The sequence below is a fragment of the Phyllobacterium zundukense genome (assembly GCF_002764115.1).
Classification (GTDB): Bacteria; Pseudomonadota; Alphaproteobacteria; order Rhizobiales; family Rhizobiaceae; genus Phyllobacterium; species Phyllobacterium zundukense.
Genome location: NZ_CP017941.1, coordinates 552297 through 572263 on the forward strand (window position 1 = coordinate 552297; position 19967 = coordinate 572263).

At 56.2% G+C, this 19967-nt stretch carries 18 protein-coding genes and 3 pseudogenes; 11 read left to right on the forward strand and 10 right to left on the reverse strand.

Annotation, left to right across the window (positions count from 1 at the left end; genetic code table 11):
• The first annotated feature begins 20 nt into the window (after positions 1–20).
• Genes BLM14_RS22570 through BLM14_RS22585 form a run of 4 tightly spaced genes read left to right on the forward strand, consistent with a single transcriptional unit; the run spans position 21 to position 6392 of the window.
• Positions 21–557, forward strand: coding sequence for a hypothetical protein (locus BLM14_RS22570; protein ID WP_133123899.1), 537 nt, complete (start codon positions 21–23; stop codon positions 555–557).
• 6 nt (positions 558–563) lie between these two features.
• Positions 564–2330 carry a type I secretion system permease/ATPase gene (locus BLM14_RS22575; protein WP_100002081.1) on the forward strand — a complete coding sequence of 589 codons (1767 nt, stop codon included), beginning with the start codon at positions 564–566 and terminating at the stop codon, positions 2328–2330.
• Positions 2327–5032 carry a calcium-binding protein gene (locus BLM14_RS22580; protein WP_100002082.1) on the forward strand — a complete coding sequence of 902 codons (2706 nt, stop codon included), beginning with the start codon at positions 2327–2329 and terminating at the stop codon, positions 5030–5032. Before BLM14_RS22575 ends, BLM14_RS22580 begins: the two co-directional genes overlap by 4 nt.
• 13 nt (positions 5033–5045) lie before the next feature.
• Positions 5046–6392, forward strand: a complete 1347-nt coding sequence (locus BLM14_RS22585; RefSeq protein WP_237143590.1) for an HlyD family type I secretion periplasmic adaptor subunit — start codon at positions 5046–5048, stop codon at positions 6390–6392.
• 737 nt (positions 6393–7129) lie between these two features.
• Here BLM14_RS22585 and BLM14_RS22590 read toward each other — a convergent pair.
• On the reverse strand, positions 7130–7591 hold the full coding sequence (locus BLM14_RS22590) for a MarR family transcriptional regulator (RefSeq protein ID WP_335672084.1): 462 nt from the start codon (positions 7589–7591) through the stop codon (positions 7130–7132).
• Between the two features lie 137 nt (positions 7592–7728).
• On the opposite strand from BLM14_RS22590, the gene BLM14_RS22595 reads away from it, so the two are divergent.
• On the forward strand, positions 7729–8073 hold the full coding sequence (locus BLM14_RS22595) for a hypothetical protein (protein WP_133123898.1): 345 nt from the start codon (positions 7729–7731) through the stop codon (positions 8071–8073).
• Between the two features lie 41 nt (positions 8074–8114).
• On the opposite strand, the pseudogene BLM14_RS22600 reads toward BLM14_RS22595, so the two are convergent.
• A pseudogene (locus BLM14_RS22600) lies at positions 8115–8291 on the reverse strand (nucleotidyltransferase); the annotation flags it as partial.
• Between the two features lie 56 nt (positions 8292–8347).
• Positions 8348–9199: a type IV toxin-antitoxin system AbiEi family antitoxin domain-containing protein gene (locus BLM14_RS22605; protein WP_100002085.1), complete on the reverse strand. Its 852-nt coding sequence runs from the start codon at positions 9197–9199 to the stop codon at positions 8348–8350.
• Between the two features lie 324 nt (positions 9200–9523).
• Between BLM14_RS22605 and BLM14_RS22610 the strand changes: the two genes are divergently transcribed.
• Complete coding sequence (locus tag BLM14_RS22610) at positions 9524–9784, forward strand: hypothetical protein (protein ID WP_157929582.1); 261 nt, start codon at positions 9524–9526, stop codon at positions 9782–9784.
• Positions 9785–9829: 45 nt separating this feature from the next.
• Here BLM14_RS22610 and BLM14_RS22615 read toward each other — a convergent pair whose 3' ends face one another.
• The 6 genes from BLM14_RS22615 to BLM14_RS22645 all read right to left on the reverse strand — a co-directional run bounded on the left by BLM14_RS22615 (position 9830) and on the right by BLM14_RS22645 (position 13917).
• Entirely contained in the window at positions 9830–10741 is a 912-nt protein-coding gene (locus BLM14_RS22615) for a nucleotidyltransferase and HEPN domain-containing protein (protein WP_100002207.1), read from the reverse strand.
• Positions 10742–10912: 171 nt separating this feature from the next.
• On the reverse strand, positions 10913–11452 hold the full coding sequence (locus BLM14_RS22620; protein ID WP_100002087.1) for a hypothetical protein: 540 nt from the start codon (positions 11450–11452) through the stop codon (positions 10913–10915).
• A 37-nt stretch (positions 11453–11489) separates the two neighbouring features.
• Positions 11490–11828, reverse strand: coding sequence for a hypothetical protein (locus BLM14_RS22625; RefSeq protein ID WP_100002088.1), 339 nt, complete (start codon positions 11826–11828; stop codon positions 11490–11492).
• Between the two features lie 6 nt (positions 11829–11834).
• A complete protein-coding gene (locus BLM14_RS22630) occupies positions 11835–12176 on the reverse strand; it encodes a hypothetical protein (protein WP_100002089.1) in 342 nt (113 codons plus the stop codon).
• Entirely contained in the window at positions 12173–12889 is a 717-nt protein-coding gene (locus tag BLM14_RS22635) for a thermonuclease family protein (RefSeq protein WP_237143591.1), read from the reverse strand. Before BLM14_RS22635 ends, BLM14_RS22630 begins: the two co-directional genes overlap by 4 nt.
• A 551-nt stretch (positions 12890–13440) precedes the next feature.
• Positions 13441–13917: a hypothetical protein gene (locus tag BLM14_RS22645; protein WP_100002092.1), complete on the reverse strand. Its 477-nt coding sequence runs from the start codon at positions 13915–13917 to the stop codon at positions 13441–13443.
• Between the two features lie 252 nt (positions 13918–14169).
• Between BLM14_RS22645 and BLM14_RS22650 the strand changes: the two are divergent.
• A pseudogene (locus tag BLM14_RS22650) lies at positions 14170–14304 on the forward strand (carbohydrate ABC transporter permease); the annotation flags it as partial.
• A gap of 454 nt (positions 14305–14758) precedes the next feature.
• Here BLM14_RS22650 and BLM14_RS22655 read toward each other — a convergent pair.
• Positions 14759–15676, reverse strand: coding sequence for a LysR substrate-binding domain-containing protein (locus BLM14_RS22655; protein ID WP_100002093.1), 918 nt, complete (start codon positions 15674–15676; stop codon positions 14759–14761).
• Between the two features lie 120 nt (positions 15677–15796).
• Here BLM14_RS22655 and BLM14_RS22660 point away from each other — a divergent pair, with 120 nt between their 5' ends.
• The 4 genes and pseudogenes from BLM14_RS22660 to BLM14_RS22675 all read left to right on the forward strand — a co-directional run bounded on the left by BLM14_RS22660 (position 15797) and on the right by BLM14_RS22675 (position 19879).
• Positions 15797–16762, forward strand: a complete 966-nt coding sequence (locus tag BLM14_RS22660) for a tripartite tricarboxylate transporter substrate-binding protein (RefSeq protein ID WP_100002094.1) — start codon at positions 15797–15799, stop codon at positions 16760–16762.
• Positions 16763–16814: 52 nt separating this feature from the next.
• Positions 16815–17267, forward strand: coding sequence for a tripartite tricarboxylate transporter TctB family protein (locus tag BLM14_RS22665; protein ID WP_100002095.1), 453 nt, complete (start codon positions 16815–16817; stop codon positions 17265–17267).
• 6 nt (positions 17268–17273) lie between these two features.
• A pseudogene (locus BLM14_RS22670) lies at positions 17274–18778 on the forward strand (tripartite tricarboxylate transporter permease).
• An 18-nt stretch (positions 18779–18796) separates the two neighbouring features.
• Positions 18797–19879: a tartrate dehydrogenase gene (locus tag BLM14_RS22675; RefSeq protein ID WP_100002096.1), complete on the forward strand. Its 1083-nt coding sequence runs from the start codon at positions 18797–18799 to the stop codon at positions 19877–19879.
• The last annotated feature ends 88 nt before the right edge of the window (positions 19880–19967 follow it).

Consider the following 19967-nt stretch of genomic DNA (forward strand, 5'->3'; position numbering starts at 1 on the left):
GCAATAGCGCGGTGATGATCATGAGCCTCATAAACAGCCTGGCACGTAACACGAGTGAGAATGCGCGAAACGAGGGTGCAGCATGCAGGGTGCCCGGCCGTCAAGGGCCGATCGCCCTGTTCGATTTACCCTGGCTGCCTCTCTTTCTCATCGCGGTTTATGCCTTCCATGACGAACCCGCCTTGATCATTGCTGCACTCACCATGGCGATCATCGTGGTCGCCGCCGAGTTGATAACGCTGCGCCTGACCGCAGTGAGCAATCAGGCGATCACCTCGCATATTTCATTGCTCCAGAGCTACGAGCGCAATGCGGATCTGCTGGAGTCCATGGGCTTCGCAAGCAGTGAAGCTCGCTGGGTCGTCACCTATGAGCATCGGTCGGATGGGCCGTACACGGTCATCCACGGCAGTGTGAAGGGAGATGTCGAGGCGCAATTCGTGCTCAGCATCAAGGGCACGCACGACGTCGCGGATCTTCACAAGAACCTGCAGCCGCGCTTTCGCGGATTCGCTGGTTTGTCAGGGAACCATGCAACTCAACAACAAAAACGGTAGAGAAAAATGCGTAACAAAACCCCTTTAACCGGCATCAAGCGGAAAAATGCAGAGAAGCTGACACAAGGCTTTCGCGGGATATTCGTGTTTCTCTTCACCACTTCCGGGATCATCAATATCCTCGCGCTGACCGGCTCGTTTTACATGTTGCAGATTTACGACCGGGCCTTGACCAGCGGCAGCGTTCCGACGCTGCTGGCGCTTTCGGCCCTGGCGATAGGCCTGTATCTGTTTCAGGGCCTGTTTGACATCATCCGGTCGCAAGTGCTCGTCCGCGTGGGATCGCGTCTCGATAGCAGGATCGCGCCCATGGCGCATCAGGTAGCAATCGACATGCCACGTTTTGGCTTTTCCACTGCCGAGGCTTTGGAGCGTGGCCGCGATGTCGATACGGTCCGTGGATTCCTGGGCAGCCAGGGGCCTGTCGCCCTGTTCGATCTGCCATGGATGCCGCTTTATCTGATTTTTGTCTACATGCTGCACCCTTATCTCGGCGCACTTACATTTGCAGGCGCCTTCATTCTGTCCATGTTGACGATCGCAACAGAGCTCATGACCCGCCGTCTCGCGAGCTCCACCCATCAGGCAGCGATAACGCGCAATGCGATTGCCGATTCCAATGCCCGCAACGCCGAAATATTGAAGGCCATGGGCTTTGCAGGAAGGGCCGTGGATCGCTTCAACCGCGCCAATCAGGAACACCTCGAACTTCAAACGCGCACCAACGACATCAGTGGGACATTCGGTGCACTTTCCCGCGTGCTCAGAATGGTGCTGCAGTCGGCCGTGCTTGGCCTCGGCGCCTGGCTCACAATCCAGGGTGAATTGTCGGCCGGCGCCATTATTGCAGCATCGGTTGCCTCGGCCCGTGCGCTCGCTCCTGTCGACCTTGCCATCGGCAACTGGAAGAGCGTTGTGGCGGCTCGTACGGCATTTAATAGGCTCAAGGAAACCGTCGTCGCGCTTTCTTCCGTCGAGGCGCCGATGGATTTGCCCGCTCCCGTGGGCTCGCTGAAAGTTGAGAAGATTACGGTTGCCGCGCCCGGCTCGGGACGAGTCCTGTTGAGCGAGGTGAGTTTCGAGATCGCGGCGGGGCAGGCGCTTGGAATCATCGGCCCGAGCGGCGGCGGCAAGACCACACTCGCCCGGGCCCTGACCGGCATCTGGCCGACGTTGCGTGGCAGCGTCCGGCTGGACGACGCAGAACTGACGCAGTGGTCAGACAGCAACCTCGGCCAATATGTCGGCTATCTCCCGCAGGATGTAGCGTTACTCGACGCCACGGTGGAAGAAAATATCTCCCGTCTCGAACCCAAGGTCGATCCTCGTGCGATCGTCGAGGCCGCACAGATCACAGGCATCCACGAAATGATCGTGCGTATGCCCGATGGTTACCGCACTGCATTGGGTCCGCAGGGCGCGTCCCTTTCGGCTGGGCAGCGCCAGCGTATCGGGCTTGCACGCGCCCTTTATCGGAATCCCTTCATCGTTATCATGGATGAGCCCAACTCGAACCTCGACGGCGAGGGGGAGATGGCACTTACCCAGGCGATCAAATCCATTCGGGAGCGCGGCGGCATAGCCATTGTCATCGCCCATCGGCCAAGCGCTCTGGCTGCGGTCGATATGGTGGCCGTTATCCAGAACGGCAAGATGGTGGCCTTCGGGCCAAAGGACGAGGTTCTCAAGCCGTCCGCACCCGCAGAGACAGTCAACAGACCCGCGCCTGCCGCAGAAAATGCGCCGCGCGTCACATCGAGGGTTTCAGCATGACGATCGAGGTCAAGGGTACCAAGTCAGCCAAGCCGGACACTGAGGACTCCTATGAGCAGTATGTTCTGAAAAACCAGGACAAACGGTCAAGTGCGCCACTCTTCTTCACGGTCTTCCTGACGGGGCTTGCGCTCTATCTAAAGAGCGCATTCCCGCGTCTGAGCAACCCCGAACCCGAAGCCGAAGCCAAAACTCCGCCCCAGGATGAGGCGGCGGCCGCAAATGCGGTCGAGGTTGGGGCGCCTCCTGTAACGATCGATATGCATGAAGAAGCCAGGGAAAAGAAGATCGGTTCTGGCGGGCGCCTGTTCGATTCCGCAAATTCGCGCTTTGAGCTGGACGATTCACCGCTGATCGATGTTCAAAATCTCAGTCTGCCCAGCCTCGCGCTCTTGAAGAGTTTTGGAGGGATGTCGTTTTCCTTCCACGCTGCCAATGACAATCAATGGGGCGGCGGCGGGATGTCAAGGCTGCCGTCAGTTGGCAGTGGCGGTTCAAATCCCCAGGCTTTACCGGAACACGATATCGATATCGACAACGATACCGACGAGGACGAAGACGAAGACACAGACACCGACACCGACGATGTTTCAAACCGCGCGCCTCGGGTCAACGGACCGGTCTATCTGGCGGATGTCTTTGGCTGTGCCGTTGCTCTGATCGGACTTTCCGATCTGTTGCGCGGTGCCGTCGATCCGGATGGCGATCCACTTCTGATCCAGAATATAACGGTTTCCTCGGGAACGCTGACCCAGACGGCCGGCGGCTGGTATTTCGATGCGGCAATGCTCGGGCCTGTGACGGTTACCTATCTGGTTACCGATGGCAAACTCTCCGTGCTGCAGACCGCGCAATTCTCGGTGCTCAGGAACCCGCCGGTCATCGGAACTGCGGGCGACGATCTGCTGATCGGAACCGACTGCGCCGATGATATCGACGGACGCGAGGGAAATGACAATATCGACAGCCGGGGTGGAAGCGACACGGTGAATGGCGGCAGCGGTGACGATCATATCGTCGCTGGCAGCGGCAATGACATTATCCTGGCGGGCCTTGGTGACGACATTGTTCTGGGCGGCGTCGGTGACGATCAGATCTGGGGCGGCAGTGGCAATGACCGGCTGTTTGGTGATGAGGGTCGTGACACCATTTTCGGCGAAAGCGGTGATGATGCAATCAGTGGCGGTGATGGCGATGATCTGCTGTTCGGAGGCGAGGGCAACGACATCGTCACCGGTGACCTTGGCCGCGATACGATCCACGGCGACAGCGGCAATGACAAACTCGATGGCGGGGGCGATAACGATATCGTTCTCGGACAAGCCGGGGAGGATACGGTTGACGGCGGTGCCGGCGACGATTTCGTCAGCGGCGGTCAGGGTGTGGATGTTGTTCGTGGTGGTGACGGCGCGGATGTCGTTGCGGGCGAAGCCGACCAGGTAGCTGACATCTATGATGGCGGCACGGGCATCGACACACTGGACTATTCCGCCGTTTTGCATGGCAGCACGGTCGATCTCGAGCACGGCACAGCAAGCAGTACGGAAATTGGCTTCGATACAATCTCAGGCTTTGAAATTCTCGCCGCTGGAGCAGGGGATGACGACGTCCAGGGAAGCGATGCCGACGAAACGATCTATGGCAATGCCGGTGATGACGTCATCGATGGTGCAGGGGGCGCTGACGTTGTGTCCGGTGGTGCTGGCAACGATCAACTGTCCGATGGTTCGGGCGCAGATACCGTCAGCGGCGACGCCGGCACTGACAGTGTTACAGCTGCTCTGGATGCAACTGATGATAGCTATGATGGCGGTACAGGAATGGACACGCTCGATTACTCGGCTGCCCTCATGTCCGTCATCATTGATCTTGTGGCCGCCAATGCCAGCGGCGCCGAAATCGGCACTGACAGTGTGACGAACTTCGAGGTGATCAAGACGGGTGAAGGCGCCGACGAAATCGGCGGCAGCACCGCCAGCGAAAGCATCTTCGGGAATGGGGGGGATGATACCATCTCCGGAGGCAGCGGTAGCGACACATTATCGGGTGGCGCGGGGAACGACGTGATTGCTGATGGCGAAGGATCCGATTCCGTTGAGGCCGGGAGCGGCGATGATGTGGTGCAAGCTGCTGCTGATGCCAGCGATGACATATATTCGGGTCAGGCTGGATCCGATACACTCGATTATTCGCAGTCGGCGCTCGGGGTCCTTGTCGACCTGGATACCGGCGCAGCAACTGGCTTCGACATCGGTCAGGATACTATCAGCGGATTTGAAAAAGTCGTGACCGGCAGCGGCGACGACACTATCATCGTTGGAACCAATGCAATGGTGATCGAGGGTGGCGGGGGCGCGGACACGTTCGAGTTCCACATTCCGGAGGGAAGCTCCAGCGCCGAGGTCATCCACCAGATCCTCGACTTCATGGTCGGCGACCGCATCGAAATGTCGAGGTATGAGATATTTGAAGACGTTATCGACAGTTTGGAGGATCGGTTTGAGGAAGCTTATGGCGACCAGGCTGCTGCACAGCCTCTGCCGATCCGTGTTCGTCACGAGGGAACGGACGAACTGGAGCAGACCTTGATCGAGGTCGATATGGATCGCGATGACCACTACGAAATGACGATCAATCTGAGCGGTCATCACATGCTGATGATTATCGAAAATCCTTTGAGTGAAAATGCCATTGTGACGTGAACGGGAGTGAATGATGTTCGGCCGACAAAAACAAAAAAACAATGCCAACGGCTCGCCAATGCCGACCGAGGCAGACAACGACAGCTTTCCGGTGGGAGCGCGGGTCTTCGCGGGTGTTACGCTTGGGTTACTGCTTTTCGCTGGCGCCGGCGGCTGGGCGGCGACCGCTCAGCTGACCGGGGCGGTGATCGCCCCTGGCATGGTCAAGGTCGACCAGAATCTGAAATCCATACAGCATCGCGACGGCGGTATCGTAAGCGAGATCAATGTTAGGGAAGGCGACTTCGTTACGAGCGGTCAGGTCATGTTAAGGCTTGATGACGCCGAAACGCGTGCCGAGCTCTCCATTGTCAGGACACAGTTGGTTGAGTTGATGGCGAAGCAGGCTCGACTGATCGCCGAGCGCGACAATTTGGGTGCAATCATTCTTTCTGAAGAGCTTGGCCAGCGAGTTGATGACTTCAGCCATATCTTCTTTGGCGAGAATCGCCTGTTCGAGGGAAATCGCCGACATCGCGACAGTCAAAAAGAACAGTTGCAATTGGGTATCGACCAGTTGGGTGAGGAAATCAAAGGACTACAGTCCCAGCATGGCGCCAAGGTCGACGAGATCGCCCTTGTCGAAATCGAACATGGCAAGATCAAGGGGCTGACCGACAAGCGGCTGATTGAGACTTCGCGTAAGTATATCATCGACCGCGAAATGGCCAAGCTCGTTGGCGAGAAGGGCGAGATAGAGGCCAATATCGCCCGGGCCAAGGCTCGCATGAGCGAAATCCAGATACAGATCATAGCTGTCGATGAAACTGCACGCACCGAGGCGCAGCGCGAGTTGAGTTCGATCGAACCGAAGCTGTCCGAATTGCGCGAGCGCCGCGTAGCGATCGAAGACCGTCTGTCGCGGACCGATATCCGCGCTCCGCTTTCCGGCACCGTGAATGAGCTCTCGGTCCACACGATTGGGGGCGTAATTACGCCGGCTGAAAAGCTGGTGACACTTGTACCTGCGGATGCGGCGCTGAAGATAGAGGCGAAACTGTCACCGACCGATATCGACCAGGTATTTGTCGGTCAGCCGTCAAAGCTGCGCTTTTCCGCATTCAACCAGCGCACTACGCCTGAATTGCATGGACGCATCGCCTATGTCTCGGCGGCGACAAGCAGCGATCCCGCCACCGGTCAGGTATATTATCTGGCAGACGTAGTTGTTCCTGCCGAGGAGCTCGAAAAGCTTGGAGATAACAGACTGCTGCCAGGCATGCCTGTGGAAGTCTTCATTTCAACAGAAGAGCGCACCGCAATGTCGTTCCTCGCCAAACCACTTGCAGACCAATTCAGTCGTGCATTTCGAGAGCAATAGGCGGCTGGAATAAGCCAGACCAACGGGCCAAGATTCGTCTGGGCCTACCCTCATTGTGCCGCATTCAGTGGGGCTGCGGCTCCGGCTCCATCAAGGCGGTCGTTGTCGCGAAGCCCGGTCTGTCAGAGAACGTCAAGCCGACGCTTTACGAATAGTGCGCATCACCATTTCGTAGTGCGTGTTCACATAGATCTTAAGTTCCGGCAGAGTTGAATCGCCTCCCAGGAGCATATCGATTGCGTAGGTCAGTGCCGGGCTGATCAGAATTTGACTGATATGGTCGTCGGCCCAGATTTCAAATACGCCCTCACGAACGCCTTTCTGAAGAATGCATTGCGGAACAGATCGGTGAAGAACTTGTAGCCCTCGTTATCTCCGCATTGAGCAAAGGCGGTCGCTATTAGCCGGATCAGTTCGCCACAAGCTGAAAAAGCCCAATTCAGAGAATGGCGGATTTCTGCGGGTTACAACGGATCGCTTTTTTTGTGGTGAATTGGGTGGAATATTCCAATTTCTTTCCATAGTTAAAAGCTAAACTATTGAATTATCAGTGGCATCCCCGATGTGATTTAAAACACGACCTACGGTTTCGGAGGGCAGAACTCTATCCAGCTTGTTGCGGAGGCATATGATGTGGCGATTTGGCTGTTCGAAGCGTTTCTGGCTCCCGCTTCTCTCCACTCACAGGACGTTCCTCGCTCAGGGATTTGTCAAGCGTTGGCAACCGGTCGTTATCGTTACAAGATCTCGTCCGATTTCAAGCGCTCGAAAAGGGTAGGGGCTATGTGAAAACGTCTTGCGGTACCCCGACCGAGCATATTCTTTTCGAGCGTTTCAGTGAGTATCTTCCTTTGAACCAGCTGATCGACTGTTTCGGCCACGCCCGTTCGCGTCAGGCCGGTTTCCTCAACAATATTGGTGAGCGTCAGCGGCACCTGCCCAATGTGCATGTGATAGAGAATGCTTATCATCCCAACCTGCTTCAATCTAGATTGGGCGGTCTCACCGTCCCGCGGGTTGTCCATGATCAGACGCAGAACCAGCGCAGAAAAAGCGAGATTTTTCCATTGAGACGCAAGGGGGCTTGGCATAGCATTAACTGCCCTATATAAGTGAGTTAAATTATTGGTTCGCGTTATATCCCATAGCACTGGATCGGGAGAAACGAAATGAGTTTCGCATCCATCACTTGCGGTCAATCGCTTCTTCTTATGTCTTGTACGGCCTGACGCGGCGAAGTTGACTTATGCCTCTCGGACATGCCGCCCGCCGAATAATAGTGCATGAAGAGAGCCCGATTAGATTCGTCCTTTGGCACTTCAGGGAGCTCACACAGATGACGAGTACGAAATTTGTTCTCTATAATCAACGCCTGGAAGGTACTTACGAGAACAAACTTGGCAATGCCATCGAGCATCACAGGTCAACGAGACGCAAAATTGACATCACGATCGACGCACTTCCAGATGACAGTATTTCTGAAAGCGAAATGCTATGGTTAGATGGCGATCTTGAGAATGCAGTAGAGGATGAGGAAAAGGCGCGGTTGGCATTTTTGAGTTATCCGGTTGAGAGTCTTGAGGATGTTAGGGCAAAAGCCAATCATGTTCGCTTACTCCTAGCGGAAGGCGACGAACTCGACAAAACTGAGCTGGAATTGTTGTTGCTTTCGATGGTCTGAAGTGAAGCTCATTGGGCTGAGCAGGAATTGGCGTGCTGGCCTTAACTGCCGACTGCGTCTTTCAGCTTCGCCAAATGCTCTCTGCAGATTGCCTCAACGAGTTCATGCAAGATTGCGGTCCGATTGCCAAGCCAGCGCAGGGCCTCTTCACTGATTTCATAGTGCTGCGAATAGCACGCTTTAACATAGGCTTCGTTTATTGTGTTGAACCACGCACGGTACATGCCGAAACCCAGGCCACGCTTGATCACCTGCAGCACCTGTTGTGTACCGTTCATTGACCGGCACAGAGTTCCTCCGGCACGGTGATCAGGTAGGTAGGGTCGAGGCGGCCGCCCGGCACAAGCATTCGTTTTCCTGTTCCGAAATTGATGACGTCTTTGTCGAGATGCTTGCGCCACGCATGATTGTAGCGGTCGGCAAAGAAGAAGAACAGGCGTTTGACCTTGATGCTCTTGCAATCAATCAGCAGCTTTTGCAGCTTGCGGGGACTGAGGGTGGTCAGTCCCTCTATGATCTTGTCGGCCTGGTCGAAACTCTCATGGGCGGGCAGCCCGTCCAGCATTTCAAGGATGGCGCGTTCGGGCGTCGAAAGTGTCAGCGGCCATTCCCATTGTCCCCACGGCATGACCCGGAACGAACCACCGTGGAGATTGTCGGCGCTGGCATGTCTGGCATCCTTCAAGTTCCATCCGAGACTGGTGAGCCCGAACGTTATCGGGTCGTTGCGGAACAAGGCCGCGCTGTTGTGATAAACGAAGCTGATCTGCAGGGGCAGCTTGTTCAGCCAGTTGGGCGCTTCCTCGGGACCGTAGAGATGAACCTCTTTTTCTTCCCGTCTGAGGTAGTGCGAGAAGCCGTGAAGCGACAGCGCCGTGCCGCCGCCCACGAGAAGAGGTTTCATGAGAAGGGTCTGTAGTGATATGACGACATGCTCCCACAGGAGTTTGCCGCCGGGTTTCCGGTACACGCCATGTGCCTCGCGTTCCAGCCACCCGTTCATTACGTATTTCCGGCAAAGCTGCGGGGAATATCCGCGCTCTTTCAGCCACGCGGCATCTACGACCAGCCCTTCCGGGAGTTCGCGCTGCAGATAGTTTAGCTTTCCAGGAGATTCTTTACTCATGGTTTATATTATATGGCTTTTCCAAACCAAAATCAAGTTTGCGTTTTACCGCTTTTATAAACCCAAAGGGTACAAAATCAGAGATTCGCAAACCGCCGAGCCGTAAGACCATCGGATTTAAAATCAAACATAGTCAGCCAGCAGCTTGAGAAAGGCTTCCAGGGGGAAAAAATCAGTACACATGCCGCCCGCCAAATAATAGTGCATGAAGAGAGCCAGATTAGATTCGTCCTTTGGCACTTCAGGGAGCTCATACAGATGACGAGTACGAAATTTGTTCTCTAAATCAACGCCTGGAAGGCATTTACAGGAATGAACTTCGCAATGCCATTGAGCATCACAGATCAACGGAAAATTGACAGAACGATCGACGCGCTTCCAGACCGCACTATTTCTGGAAGGGAAGTGGAATGGTTAGATGGCGGTCTTGAGAAGGCCGTTGAGCACAAAGAAAAAGCACGGTTGGCATTTTTGAGTTATCCGATCGAGAGCCTTGTGGATGCTCGGGCAAAAGCCAATCACGCTCGCTGGCCAAAGGTGATGAACTGGATAAAACCGCACTGGAATTACTGTTGCTTTCGATGATCTGACGTGAAGCTCGTTAGGCTGAGCATGAAACTGGCGTGGTGCCTAATTGCCGACTGCGTCTTTCAATTTTGCCAAATACTCTCTGCAGATTGCCTCAACGAGTTCATGCAAGATTGCGGTCCGATCGCCAATCCAGCGTAGGGCCTCTTCACTGATTTCATAGTGTTCTGAATAACGCGCTTTCACATAGGCTTCGTTGACCGTGTTGAACCACGCACGGTAACGCTGCTGATCGCGCGGCCAGGCCTCCGCTAAGCGGCGGTCGCGGCCTTCGGCCAAGGTCCGTAGGAAATTCAAGTTGTGGGATGGAGGACCATAGTTTGTCAGGGTCAAGAGCAACGCAGAATAGGCATGTTCGACAGACTGATGCAGGAGGAAGGCCGCCTCGTTCTTGCGTGTCTTACTCAAAGCATAACTGGACGTATCGAGAAACCCCATCGATGCGGGAAACCGAGTTGCGAAATGTTCGTTTGCCACTTTGTATTCATCCGCCGCCGTCATCGGTCTCGGTTCTGCTAGGGGTTCATCATCCAGTTCATAAAGAACAATGCCTTCGCGGCGGATGTCGGAGAAGAAATATTGACCTTCCCTCAGGGCAGTGTTCACCTCACGGCGCGAGTGAACAATGAAGCCAACCTGGGTCTTTACGCCCCGATCGTGCAGAAGTCTGTCGGCTGCCTTATACCAATAGGTGGCAAAGTCGGTGAGCTTCCGGTTGTTGACGACAACCAGCAGATCGTAGTCCGAGCGATAGCCTTTCATGGTGTGGGGTTCGTCCACCCAGTCGTTGCGGGCGTAGGAACCAAACAGAATGACTTTGAGGATGCGGCCTTTCTTTTTGAAATCGGCGGTTGCATCTTTCAACGCATCGTCGAATTCCTCAAGCAGGATTTCGACGATGCGGGCAAGTTCGCGCTGTTTGCGTTCAGGCAGATGATCAATACTGGATTTCATCATGGGGGAGGCGTCTCCTTACCGAATTCTCCGTACCCGAGGAGAGCCAGACACAACTCCGGTCTGTCACGTTTACAGCTCTGGATCAAGAGGATCGCCAACGCTGATGTCTGCATAACATGTGCCGCCAATTTCGGGCGCAACGACCTGAAATTCCTGACCTGCTGACGGTCAATGGTTTAGATTGAACCAATAGCGTTGTTTGACGCCTTGATCGTTCTTTAAATCAAAGAAGTAAGGGTCGGCGCGGCGCTTCCGCGGATGTGAAATGGTCTGCGTGCAACTGTTTTCCCCATCTCCGGCGGCGCGGCGGTACTGAACCTTTTTACCCAAATTCTTCAAAGCATTCCTGTCTTGGCAAACATTGAAGGTTTTTTCGCAACGGTTGGGTTCCGAGTGATTGCCTTCGTGTCCCAGGGCGGAATACGCCACTTTGAAGCCGGCAGGGCATTCTTCGTACTCTTCCCGACCGGGCTTGCCGGTTCCGGATCTGGGGCAGATCGGCCAGGAGAAGCCGGGCTTGGCCATCGCCGCGATCAGCTTGTACATTGGCGGTTTGCAGTAGGGAACACCGTGCCATGACGGATTCGACGATGCAGCACATAAGAGCACCTGACATCCCCAGGACGCATTGTCGGCTCGAGTCTCGGTCGGGGTAAGCCAGATAATGGCTGTCAGGGCGACCGCTGCAGCTATAAAATGCGATTTCATGCGGGTGTCCTCTCTCGGTTAGATTTGAGGCAGGCTCTCAGGGCGCGACCCATTCATTGTTGATCTTGGCAAACTGTAGTTGCTTCGTTCTGATTTGACCGCCGTTGCCGCCATTGAATTCGGCAATACAGACGACGCCAGCTGCATTTGGGAATGGATTACATTGTCCTAGCTTCACGGTCGCGTTGGGCCAGAGAATCTTACCGGTCTCCGCAACCGAAACTTTCCGCATCGCTGCGGTAGCTTGCTCGTTTGTAGGCACATCCAATTGCGGAACAGCAGTGACGGATTCTACGGACATGCCGCGGACGCCATAACCGGCGCCGAAGCCAATACTTAGTGCGGCGATGGTGATGATGGTTTGTGAGCTGATCATTTCCGATTAATCCTCTGTTGTAAGGCCAAGTCGCTGGAGGATAACGCTCGGGTTTTTCTCGCAATCATTGCGCCACGCCGGCTTGGTGGCGCATGCATGTGCGTAGTTGGCGATGGCCGATGATGACGCCTGCGGTAACAGCTTGTAGCCGAGGTGCATGTATTCTTGTTCACGGTCCGTAGCGCAGCCTCGACCAGCAGCACCACATTCTCCGGGATTGAGTTTCTGTGCCGGCTGCGCGGGTTGTTGCGCGCTATCGGTAGTGGGAATTTGTGCTGAAGTTGATGCGACGGCAGATAGTAAAGCCGTTGCAACAAGGGCAGTTGTAATGGTGAGGCGGTTCCTCATCGTAAGTTCTCCTGGCGTGATATCTTTTCCTGCCCTGCAACGCTGCGCAAGACAGGAGGTAAGGGGAGGGGAGGCAGCGTTGCCCCGCCATCGCCGAGCGATTTCAACGCCCGCGGCTTTGATGTCTGATAGCGATACTGCCACGGCGGCAGGAGACCCTGAGCGGACCACACGCCAAAACCCAAACCTCGCGCTTTGCGTTCAAGGTCAAAATAAGCCGGGACCTGTGGCTCATGCGGATAATTGTAAGCATACCCAATGCCATTGGAAATCGCAGCGGCGGCCAGGTTAACATCACCAACAAAGCAGTGAGCAATGATTACATTGTTGCCATCACGCTGAAGAGGGCGGCAATTTACATCGCGACGCAGCGTATGCAGGATCAGCCAAGATCTTGAAAGCTGACCGGCTGGCCATTCGATACCGTCGCTGCTGGCGGTCTGTTCGATTTCTGGCGCTTCGTAGCCGGCCAGCCGAACTGTTTCCTTTTGTTCGGCAAAGGCGAGCGACTTCCCGTCGATTACGCGCACGCGGCCATACATCTGTCCTGGTAAAGGTTTGGCCTTACTCGAATCTTGCGCCTGGGCTGGTTGGTTAGTTCCGGTCAGAAGCGCCGTGAGAATGATCGCGATCCGGAATTGGGTCATTGTTGACCTACTGATTTTTGCAGATACAAGACCCCCAGTGGGTGAGGCATGTCTGAAAAAGCCCAAAGCCCAGCACGCGTTTCACGTGCGGTTTCTTCAGCAGTCCGATAGGCGGGTACGACTAGCGTTCCATTGCTGGCGACAGCCGCAAAACCCCATCCTTGAGCAATCATATACGTTGCAAGGTCATATCCGCGATTGCCCGCCGTAGTCTGACAAATAACGACATCGTTGTGCTCATCGAGAGACCGTATGCTCGTACAGACGGGCTTTGTATCCCTGATCAGCGCTTGAGCCATGATTAGATTGAGCTCGCCGCAATCGCGCTTCGGGCCCTGCGAAATGGTCACCTGTGTCCCGCGAATGCAGGATTGCAATCCGTATAGCCGATAGCGCTTGCCTTTAGACACCCATGTGTCGCCAGTTTCGAACGAGGCATCCTCCGGAAAAGAGGTGAAGTGGGAGGACACGGGTGCTCGCCGTGTCGAGAGTTTCGTACCCTGACCATCCTGCGCTTGAACCATCATGATCGGTGGTGGCGCTAGGATTGTACCTACGGCGATAATCATAGACCCAGCCATTGTTAAACCAAAGATCATGGTGTTTATGCGCATTTCTTAGCGGTTAATCGGGTTATTTCGGCATCTCTCACCGTACGGATGAGTGAAGAGGGTGTCCGACCAGATGCCCGATTTCGCTTGCTTAGCCTTGGCCTCGAACCAGGCATTAATGGCGATCAGTGGTTTTTCAGTTCCGTCTCTGGCGGGAAAAGCTTTCCCGGCAAGCACGAGATAACTCGATAGGCTGACAATGTTGGCGTCGCTGTCTTCGACGAAGCATTCGGCAAATTTGATTGGTGAGGGCGTGCGCGAAATTGGGTCTTGCCCCTGACTATAGGCTATAGTGTCGTAGCGTACGAATTTCTCAGCCGCGCTGTTGCGGCCAGTTGAGTCCTGCGCGAATGCCGTACCGGAAATGGCGAGTGCCATCGCAAAGAAGGTGGTGAAATTGGATCGCATTTTTCTCATCGAGGACTTGCCATTTTCCGCCGAAAGCAACGTATTCCCAACAAAATCACACTCTAGATACCACATTATCACACTCTAGTATGATTTCCAATAGTCGCGAGGCGATAAAATGGGAACGGTCAAATTGCTACCAAGAAGGCTGCTAATGCTCCACTGCGGTATTTTCTACTTGATGAAAATCGCAGGGCAGGGAGTGGCGCTCCTGGTCCGTTGCGCATTCGCACTCTTCAGCGTCATCGCATTGTTTGGCATGGGCTGTGTGGTGTTGGCGAACCTGTACCCAGATACAGCGCTCGCTGGGTTTCTGTATTGGTTGATGCCTCCGGATCGCAGGGCATCAACTGGTGGTCCATGGCAGCGATCGCGAGTGCCGCCATTCTGCCGCTCGTGCTCATCGGCATATTCCTCGAGCGTTACATCGTGAAGGGCCTGACGGCCGGCGCGGTGAAATAGCTCGGCGCGTCTCTCGCCGACCGAAGACGAGCATGCCGCAAAGCTGGTCAGTACAGCTGAAAAGGATCGTGTTTGACGCGGCTGAGCCGGAAGCCACACGCTCTCAGTATTGATAGGCCCTGACTTCCAAAGAGGGAACAGCGACGGCCTGATTCGTCTGCCGCCTGACAGCGACATATACAATCAAATGAGTTCAGGCGAATTTTACGGCATCGAGATAATGACGTCTCAACCTCTAGGTGCTGCGGTTCTCGATAGGGTTAACCGGCATCGAAAACAACATTTAGTTGTCGGTAAGCACGAAACGCCGCGTCTCGTATGCCAACGTCGAGGTCTCATTGCCTAAGTGCGCGAAGGCGTTGATCTTAGCAACGAGGGCCCGTGACAGCCCGACCGCCTGATGCGAATACCCCGGCGCCGATCGTTTCTAGGTCCGGGGCAGCAAAGACAATCATCAAGCTGACTTCCGCTTCGAGGTACTTTCGACCGTCGTCCAGAATTTTTCAGCCAACTCCGTCATCCTACTCCTGGATCGGATCAGCACGATCTTGACAGGTACCATCCACTTCTCGTCGCCGGCTATTGCAAGCTTTCCTTCTGGTTCCAACTCGGAACTGGCAAGGCTGCGCGGTATCCAGGCGACGCCTTTCCCCTCGAGCGCCAACGCTTTCAGAACCATTGCCAAATGAGATGTAAATACACGAGCCAAATGCAATTCGCTGCCAACGTAGGTCAAGTTGGCCACCAGTATCCGGCCCATTCCTGATTTCTCGTCGAACGATATATGAGGGACAGGGTTCGATGGTGTGCCGGGCAGTTGATGGATTGGCGCGCCCTCCTTACCTCTTTGCGCGACCGGGACAAGAAGGTCGCTGGCCAGTTCCACATGCTTGAAGTCGGCTTCATGCAGCCGAATTTCGCTGTTTGGATGAAAGTGGCACAGGAGAAACTGAGCCCTGCCTTCCGCCATCATCTTTTCGCACTCATTCATATTGTCGGAAAGAAGCCGGATTGGCACCGTCGATACCGACGAGCCCAGACTTTGCACCCAACCAGGAAAAAAGGTGAAGGATAGAGCGTGCGTCGCTGAGAACGTCAGGGTCGCAGTGGCAGATCGTTCCTGGCTCAAGTCATGGGTTGCCCTCTCGATCCTTTGAAGAATATCATTTGCGGCATCCAGCATGATTTCGCCCGCCGGGGTAATCCTTATGCGGTGCGTCGATCGATCGATCAAAACGGATCCGCTCCACTCCTCGAATGCCTTTATCCGGCGACCGAAAGCGGGCTGCGTGATATTCCGCAACTCCGCCGCCCTCGAAAAATTGAGGGTGTCGGCGAGAGCTCGCAAATCTAAAAGCCAGGCAGTATCCATCTCATCCTCTCACCTACGGCATCAATTGAAGCCGAAATGGCATTGGACCGTCAATCGCTTGTTCGCGAATGTTGCGTTGAGGAACGCCGTTGTTGGAGACGACGGCAATGGGAGGAAGAAATGAAGTTACTATCGATCATAGCTGCACTTACGCTGTCCGTCACCTCGGCTTTTGCGGCCGATTACCCGGAGCGCAACATTTTCATGGTGGTTCCCTACGCAACGGGCGGACCAACCGATACCATTGCTCGACTCACCGCAGCCGCCATGTCGAAGTCTCTCGGCAAGCAGATTGTCGTGGAAAACGTCGCAGGCGCAGGTGGAACGATCGGTGCCCGACGTGTCGCGGACGCCGACCCCGACGGGTACACGATTCTCGTTCATCATATCGGGATGGCGACGGCTCCCGCGCTTTACAGGCAGCTACCCTATAAGCCAACGGAAGCCTTTGAGCCGATCGGCCTCGTCAGCGACGCTGCGATGACGGTGATCGCGCGCAACGAGTTCCCCGCCGAGACATTTCAGGAACTCGTTGCGTACATCAAGCAGAACGGCACCAAGGTTACCTATGCCCATGCCGGGATTGGAGCAGCATCCCATGTCTGCGGCACGTTGTTCATGGCAACAATCGGAACCCAGATGACGACAGTTCCTTACAAGGGAAATGGCCCGATCATGACGGACCTGATCGGTGGCCAGATCGATATGACCTGTGACCAGGCAACGAATACCGTCGGGCCGATTACGCAAAAGCAAGTCAAGGCCTACGCGATCACCGGGGAAGAGCGGGCTGACACATTGCCCGACGTGCCGACGACGACCGAGGCAGGATTGCCTGAGTTCAAACTCGGCGTCTGGCATGGCCTGTACGCGCCCAAAGGCACACCGAAAGAGGTCGTCGACAAGCTGACGTCGGCTCTTCAGGCTGCAATGGACGACGCTGACCTGAAAGAACGCTTCGCGCAGATCGCGACCATGCCCGCGACCAAGGAACAGGCGACCCAGGAGGCGCTCCGCACCAAGCTCGACACCGAAATCAAACGGTGGGATCCCATCATCAAGGCTGCCGGTCAGTTCGCAGATTAACGGTGATGGTTCGACTGCGGGGAAGAGCCCCGCAGTCGAACGGAGGTCTTTCATGGATACTAAAAACATCGCCGCCTCCGGCACGCTGCTGGCTGTCGGGATCGGGTTCGGCCTTGCGTCCATATTTACAATGGACGTCGGATCGGCGTTCAGAATGGGGCCGGGCTATTTCCCCCTGATACTGTCGACCGTCATAACGGTGATCGGGGTCGCCATCGGCATGAAGGCCCTCACGGAGACCGAAAGGTTTCGCCTGCAGATCGCCCCCTGGCGGGCTCTGGGGTTTATCATCATCGCCCCTATCCTTTTCGGCCTTACGGTCCGTGGCTTGGGGTTCGTCCCGGCGGTGGCGCTCACCACGTTGTCTGCTGCATCCGCGGTGACAGGGCAAAGACCGCACATCGTTCTTGCAATCACTTTGGGCATCACTGTGTTCTGTCTGGGCGTATTCTACTATGGGCTCGGACTCCCCGTCCGTCTTATCGGCCCTTGGTTGAGAGTTTAGGCCATGATGGACCTCATCGGTAATCTCGCGCTCGGCCTGAGCGCCGCCCTCACGCCCTACAACATTCTCTTCTGCTTCGTGGGCACGCTGCTCGGAACGCTGGTCGGCGTTCTCCCGGGGATCGGCCCGACGGCGACGATCGCCATGCTTCTGCCGATTACGCTGTCGCTTTCGCCCGAGACATCCCTGATCATGCTTGCCGGCATCTACTACGGTGCGCAGTACGGCGGCTCGACGACGGCGATCCTCATCAATCTGCCGGGCGAGTCCTCGTCTGCCGTGACGGCTCTGGACGGATACCAGATGGCCCGGCAGGGGAGGGCAGGGCCGGCGCTTGCCGCCGCGGCGTTGAGTTCCTTCTTCGCCGGGACGATCGCGACCGTGGTCGTGGCCGCGCTTGCACCGCCCCTGACATCGATCGCCTTGAAATTCGGCTCGCCCGAATATTTCGGCCTGATGGTGCTCGGGCTTGCCGCCTCCATCGTTCTTGCGCGCGGATCGGTGCCGAAGACGATCGCCATGGTCTCGATGGGGCTCGTCTTCGGGCTTGTGGGAACGGACATCAATACCGGGGCGATGCGTTTCACGCTCGGCCGGCCGGAACTGGCGGACGGTCTGAATTTCGTCGCCGTTGCCGTCGGTCTCTTCGGGATCGCCGAAATCCTGCGAAACCTGGAAACGACGATGGAGCGAACCGCCGTCGTGAAACGCGTGGCGGGTCTCTGGCCGAGCCGCGCGGATCTGAAGGCCATGATCGGGCCGGCATTCCGGGGCACGTTGCTCGGCTCCGCCCTCGGCGTTCTCCCGGGTGGAGGCGCGATCCTGGCGTCCTTCGCATCCTATGCGCTGGAAAAGAAGATCTCCAAGACGCCGGAGCGCTTCGGCAATGGCGCGATCGAGGGCGTTGCGGGACCGGAGGCCGCGAACAATGCCGGGGCTCAGACGTCGTTCATCCCGATGCTAACCCTCGGCGTGCCCGCCAATCCCGTCATGGCGCTCATGTTCGGCGCCATGATCATTCAGGGCATCGTTCCCGGCCCTCAGGTCGCGACCGAACAACCCGTCCTGTTTTGGGGACTCATCGCCTCGATGTGGATCGGCAACCTGCTTCTCGTCGTCCTCAACCTGCCTTTGATCGGCCTGTGGGTGAAGCTTCTGACGGTTCCCTACACGGTGCTTTTCCCCGCGATCCTCGCCTTCGCCTCCATCGGCGTCTACAGCGTGAATTCCAACACGTTCGATCTTTACGTGATGGCAGCGTTCGGCGTGTTCGGCTACGCTTTGTCGAAACTGGATTTCGAGCCTGCGCCCATGCTGCTGGGCTTCGTCCTCGGCCCCCTGCTGGAAGAGCATCTGCGCAGGGCGATGACGATTTCGCACGGCGACATCTCCGTCTTCGTCACGGGCCCATCAGCGTAGGGCTTCTGGCGGTCGCCCTCATGGTGCTGGTCGTCGCCTTTGTCCCCAACATCGCGAGACGTCGCAACGAGGTCTTTGTCGAGGAAGACTGATCGAATTGGAGCATAGCCTTGGAAAACAGAACCAACCGCGTACACAAGATCGCCTCCATCGCCGGAGACGGGATCGGGAAGGAGGTCGTTCCCGAAGGCATCAGGGTCCTCGAAGCGGCATCGAAAAAGTTCGGCTTCGAGCTCCGGATCGACAGCTTCGACTTCGCATCCTGCGATTATTACGTGAAGCACGGGCAGATGATGCCGGAGGACTGGAAGTCGCAGATCGGTGGTCACGACGCCATTTTCTTCGGAGCGGTCGGCTGGCCGGACCTCGTCCCGGATCATATTTCCCTCTGGGGTTCCCTGATCCAGTTCCGGCGTGAATTCGACCAGTATGTCAGTCTTCGGCCTGTGCGGCTGATGCCCGGCGTTACGTCGCCTCTGGCCGGGCGTGGCCCAGGCGACATCGACTTCTATGTCGTCCGTGAGAACACCGAAGGTGAATATTCGTCGATCGGCGGACGCATCTTCCCGGGAACCGAGCGGGAAACGGTTCTCCAGGAAACGGTGATGACGCGGATTGGCGTCGATCGAATCCTGAAATTTGCCTTTGATCTCGCCCAGACCCGCCCTCGCAGACGGCTCACCTCCGCGACCAAGTCAAATGGCATCTCCATCTCGATGCCGTATTGGGACGAGCGGGTGGAGGAAATGGCAAAGTCCTATCCGGATATCACCTGGGACAAATATCACATCGATATACTCTGCGCCCATTTCGTACTGAACCCCGACCGCTTCGACGTGGTCGTGGCATCGAACCTGTTCGGCGACATCCTTTCGGATCTGGGGCCGGCCTGCACGGGTACGATCGGCATCGCGCCTTCGGGAAATATCAACCCGGAGCGGAAATTTCCTTCGCTTTTCGAGCCCGTTCACGGAACGGCCCCGGACATCGCAGGGCAGGAGATTGCAAATCCTATTGGGCAAATATGGTCGGCGGCAATGATGCTGGATCACCTCGGCGAGCGTGAAGCCAGCGCTGCGGTGATGGCCGGCATCGAGACAGTTCTCGCTGATGAAAGGCTTCGAACACGCGACTTGGGTGGACAAGCGGATACTGTCACATGCGGAAAGGCTGTTGCGGAAACCCTCCGCTGAAAGCTCCGCTGCGGCATCGCGAAGGGCGCTGCGGCGTGCATTGAAGCCAACATGGCATTGCGAGCATATCGACGTGTGGAGACGGATC